The following is a 4,800-nucleotide window of genomic DNA, read 5'->3' as shown; positions in this document are numbered from 1 at the left end:
CCGAACAGTTCGACCGCATTGGCCGCCTTCACGCTGCCGCCGTATAGAAGCCGCACACCTCGTGCGACTTCAGAATTCTCTGCCGCCAACTGCTCACGAATGGCTTTATGCACATCCTGAGCCTGTTGCGGCGTCGCAGTCAGTCCGGTACCAATGGCCCAGACAGGCTCGTAAGCAATGACTGCCTTGGCAAAGGCACCTACACCCAGCTCCTCGATGATGCTGCCCAGCTGACGCCCGACAACCTCAAGAGTTTTACCAGCTTCGCGCTGCTCGAGGGTCTCCCCTACGCACAACACCGGGATTAAGCCACATGCCTGTGCCGCTGCGAACTTGCGATTCAGCATTGCGTCTCGCTCGCCCATTATCTGACGGCGTTCGGAATGCCCGACAAGTACCAGGGAACAACCTGCATCCACCAACTGACTCGGCGCAATCTCACCAGTCAACGCACCTTGCATGGATTCCACCGCAGAGTTCTGCGCGCCGACCGAAATCGACTTGCCTTTCAAGCCATCAACCACTTGATTGATATACAAGCAAGGCGGGAATACCGCGACATCAACACCGCTAGGCAAGGCCAGATGACGAAGGCCGTTGATCAGCTCAGCGACGCTGGCGCGGGTACCGTGCATCTTCCAGTTACCAGCTACCATAGGGCGACGCATGCTGTACCTCGTCGGTCAAAGTGGGCGCAGATGTTACCCAACACAATCATGGCTTGCAAGCCGAATCAGGCAGAAACTTCAGTTACTAGTTTTGCCAGTTCTTCGGCGTAACTGCGAACCTGAGCTTCATCCTCGCCTTCGACCATTACGCGCACCAGAGGCTCTGTGCCGGACTTGCGCAAAAGCACACGGCCGCGCCCCGCCATTGCCTGGGTTACACGCGCACTGGCTTCCTTGACAGCCGCATGCTCCAGCGGGCTTTCGCCACCACCAAAACGCACATTGATCAGCACCTGAGGGCACTTGCGCAGTGCTTGCCGGGCTTGCGCCAGACCTTGATTACGCGTCTTGAGCGACATCAGCACCTGCAGTGCAGCGATGATCGCATCGCCAGTCGTGGTGTGATTGAAGCAAACGATGTGCCCCGAGTTCTCACCACCGACCAGCCAATTGCGCTCCAGCAACTCGGCTATCACATAGCGGTCGCCGACATTGGCACGAATAAATGGAATCGAAAGTTCAGCGAGGGCCAATTCCAGACCGAGGTTACTCATCAGAGTACCGACCACGCCACCCTGCAACTTGCCACGCTCATGCAGATCACGCGCAATGATGAACAACAAGTCATCACCATCAACGATTGTGCCAGTGTGATCGACCATCAGAACCCGATCGCCATCGCCATCAAAAGCGATGCCCAGATCAGCGTGCTCAGCCAGGACGGCCGCCTGCAACTGCCCCATATGGGTTGAGCCACAGTTGTCGTTGATGTTCAGACCATTGGGCTGGGCCGACAACACGACAACTTCCGCGCCAAGCTCACGAAAAACGCTTGGGGCAACTTTATAGGTAGCACCGTGGGCGCAGTCGATGACAATCTTGAGACCGGAAAAGTTGGTCCCTGTCGGCACGCTACTCTTGCAGAATTCAATGTAACGACCGGACGCATCGTTGATTCGCGAAACCTTGCCGATCTTGCTCGACTCAACCACGGTCATTGGCGTATCGAGCAACTCCTCAATCATCAGCTCCAGCTCATCCGGCAGCTTGGTGCCTTTACCGGAGAAGAACTTGATGCCGTTATCATCGTGCGGATTGTGCGAAGCGCTTATTACAATTCCGGCCTCAGCCTGGAACGTGCGCGACAGGTAAGCAATCGCCGGCGTCGGCATTGGGCCGAGCAGCATCACATCAGCACCTGCCGATGTCAGGCCAGCCTCAAGGGCCGATTCGAACATGTAGCCGGAGATTCGCGTGTCCTTGCCGACCAGCACCTTGCACGCGCCCATCTTGCGGAACGCCATGCCAGCAGCCCAACCGAGTTTAAGCATGAAGTCAGGAGTAATCGGGTATACCCCGACTCGGCCACGAATGCCGTCAGTACCAAAGTATTTCTTGCTCATAAGTGCTCCATCATTCTTATTCGGCTGATTCGACGGCCGCGATCATTCTCACCACGTCCACCGTCTCCGCTACATCATGGACGCGCAATATACGCGCGCCTTTGACAGATGCCAGTGCCGCGAGTGCCAGACCACCATGCAGACGCTCACCTACCGGGCGATTAAGCGCCTGGCCGATCATGCTCTTGCGTGAAACACCGACCAGCAATGGCCGCCCCAGCGCATGCAGGGCTTCCATATGCTTGAACAAGCTTAGATTGTGCTGCAGGGTTTTGGCGAAGCCAAAGCCCGGGTCGAGAACGATCCGGTCTGCGGGGATACCCGCCAGCGCACATTGAGCCATGCGCTCAGCGAGAAACTCACCCACTTCCCGCGTGACATCCTGATACTGCGGATTGTTCTGCATATCACCCGGCTCACCGAGCATATGCATGAGGCAGACCGGCAAACCCGTTGCCGCCGCCGCATCCAGTGCGCCATCGCGCCGGAGCGACCGCACATCGTTGATCAAACCCGCGCCCAGCCGCGCAGTTTCGCGCATCACGGCGGGGGTCGACGTATCTACCGAGATAATTACATCGAGTTCGCGATTGATCAGCTCAACGATTGGCGCCACGCGTTCTAGCTCTTCCAGCGGCGAAACCGCTCGCGCGCCGGGACGAGTGGACTCACCACCCACATCGATCAGCGTCGCACCAGCCGCAACCATAGACTCGGCATGGCGCAAGGCCGCGTCGAGTTGGCTGTAGCGGCCGCCATCGGAGAACGAATCGGGAGTGACATTGAGAATACCCATGACATGCGTCCGGGCCAAATCAAGAACCCGGTTGCCGCAAGGCAACCGGGTCAGGGACTGTACAGAAGTCATTAAAAACCTTAAACGTCAGCAGCCGGACCGCCAATCGGTGTTTCCGGACGCTCATCCTGAACAACCGGAGGCGGCGGCGTACCAGTGCCTCCCGACCAGTCGCGAGGCTCGCGAGGCGGACGACCAGCCATGATGTCGTCGATCTGCTCGGCATCAATCGTTTCGTACTTCATCAGCGCATCAGCCATGGCATCAAGCTTGTCACGGTTGTCTGTGAGGATCTGCTTGGCAGTGCCGTAGCACTGATCAATGATGCTGCGCACTTCGGAGTCGATCAGTTTGGCTGTCTCGCCGGAGAAGCTTGCAGCCTGGCCACCGCCGCCGCGACCAAGGAATACTTCACCCTCTTCTTCGGCATACATCAGCGGACCGAGTTTTTCCGACAGGCCCCACTTGGTCACCATGTTCCGCGCAATCTGGCTGGCACGCATGATGTCGTTGGAAGCACCGGTGGTCACACCATCGAAGCCGAGGGTCATTTCCTCAGCAATACGGCCGCCATACAGGGAGCAGATCTGGCTGATCAACGCACGCTTGGACAGGCTATAGCGATCTTCTTCCGGAAGGAACATGGTCACACCCAACGCACGACCGCGCGGAATGATCGAAACCTTGTAGACCGGATCGTGCTCAGGCACTACACGACCAACAATAGCGTGGCCAGCTTCGTGGTAAGCAGTGTTCTGCTTCTCTTTCTCGGACATGACCATCGATTTGCGCTCGGCGCCCATCATGATCTTGTCTTTGGCCAGCTCGAACTCTTTCATCTCGACGATGCGCTTGCCGGCGCGAGCCGCAAACAGCGAGGCTTCGTTGACCAAGTTGGCAAGGTCGGCACCGGAGAAGCCCGGAGTACCGCGAGCGATAACGGCCGGAGCAACGTCGTCGCCCATTGGCACTTTACGCATGTGAACCTTGAGGATCTGTTCGCGACCACGGATATCCGGCAGACCGACCACGACCTGACGGTCGAAACGGCCCGGACGCAGCAATGCAGGGTCGAGTACGTCAGGACGGTTGGTCGCAGCGATTACGATGATGCCGTCATTCATTTCGAAGCCATCCATCTCAACCAGCAACTGGTTGAGGGTCTGCTCGCGCTCGTCGTGCCCACCACCCATACCGGCGCCACGATGACGACCGACGGCGTCGATTTCGTCGATGAAGATGATGCAAGGCGCGTGCTTCTTGGCCTGTTCGAACATGTCGCGAACGCGGCTCGCGCCGACACCCACGAACATTTCAACAAAGTCGGAACCGGAGATGGTGAAGAAAGGCACCTTGGCTTCACCGGCAATTGCCTTGGCCAGCAGGGTTTTACCGGTACCCGGAGGGCCCACCATCAGCACACCGCGAGGAATGCGACCGCCCAGACGCTGGAACTTGCCCGGATCACGGAGGAACTCAACCAGCTCACCAACTTCTTCCTTGGCTTCGTCGCAACCGGCAACGTCAGCCAAAGTGGTTTTCACCTGATCTTCGGACAGCAGACGCGCCTTGCTCTTGCCAAAGCTCATCGGCCCGCCCTTGCCACCGGCGCCGCCCTGCATCTGGCGCATAAAGAACATGAACACCGCGATGATCACCAGGATCGGGAAGCTGGCCACGAGGAGCTGGGTCCAGATACTTTGCTGCTCAGGCTGCTTGCCTTCAACCACAACATGGTTGTCGACCAGGTCGCCGATCAGGCCATTGTCCTGAATCGCCGGACGAATGGTCTTGAAGCTATCGCCATCGTTGCGCTTGCCGGTAATCACATAGCCATCAACCGCTACGCGCTCGACCTTGCCATCCTTGACCTGCTGGATGAAGTCGGAATAGTTGAGGGTCTGCGGCTCGTTAGGGCTGGAGAAGTTGTTCA

4 protein-coding genes are annotated in these 4,800 nt (G+C 58.0%); all 4 read right to left on the bottom strand.

The window, feature by feature from the left end:
• On the bottom strand, nucleotides 1–668 hold a 668-nt coding region (tpiA, locus tag ACIOVB_RS25640), incomplete at its 3' end, for a triose-phosphate isomerase (RefSeq protein WP_401272059.1).
• A gap of 65 nt (nucleotides 669–733) precedes the next feature.
• The gene (gene glmM, locus ACIOVB_RS25635) at nucleotides 734–2,071 is read right to left on the bottom strand and encodes a phosphoglucosamine mutase (RefSeq protein WP_401272058.1); all 1,338 of its coding nucleotides are present in this window, start codon (nucleotides 2,069–2,071) and stop codon (nucleotides 734–736) included.
• A gap of 16 nt (nucleotides 2,072–2,087) precedes the next feature.
• Nucleotides 2,088–2,939, bottom strand: coding sequence for a dihydropteroate synthase (gene folP, locus ACIOVB_RS25630; RefSeq protein ID WP_401272057.1), 852 nt, complete (start codon nucleotides 2,937–2,939; stop codon nucleotides 2,088–2,090).
• An 8-nt stretch (nucleotides 2,940–2,947) separates the two neighbouring features.
• Nucleotides 2,948–4,800, bottom strand: a 1,853-nt coding sequence (gene ftsH / locus ACIOVB_RS25625) for an ATP-dependent zinc metalloprotease FtsH (protein ID WP_401272056.1), incomplete at its 5' end; no start/stop codon positions are given.

Origin of the sequence: Pseudomonas sp. NPDC087639 (genome assembly GCF_044743385.1) — a bacterium.
Taxonomy (GTDB): Bacteria; Pseudomonadota; Gammaproteobacteria; order Pseudomonadales; family Pseudomonadaceae; genus Aquipseudomonas.
Note: the sequence above shows the minus strand (reverse complement) of the source record. Positions and strands in the feature narration are given on the sequence as shown.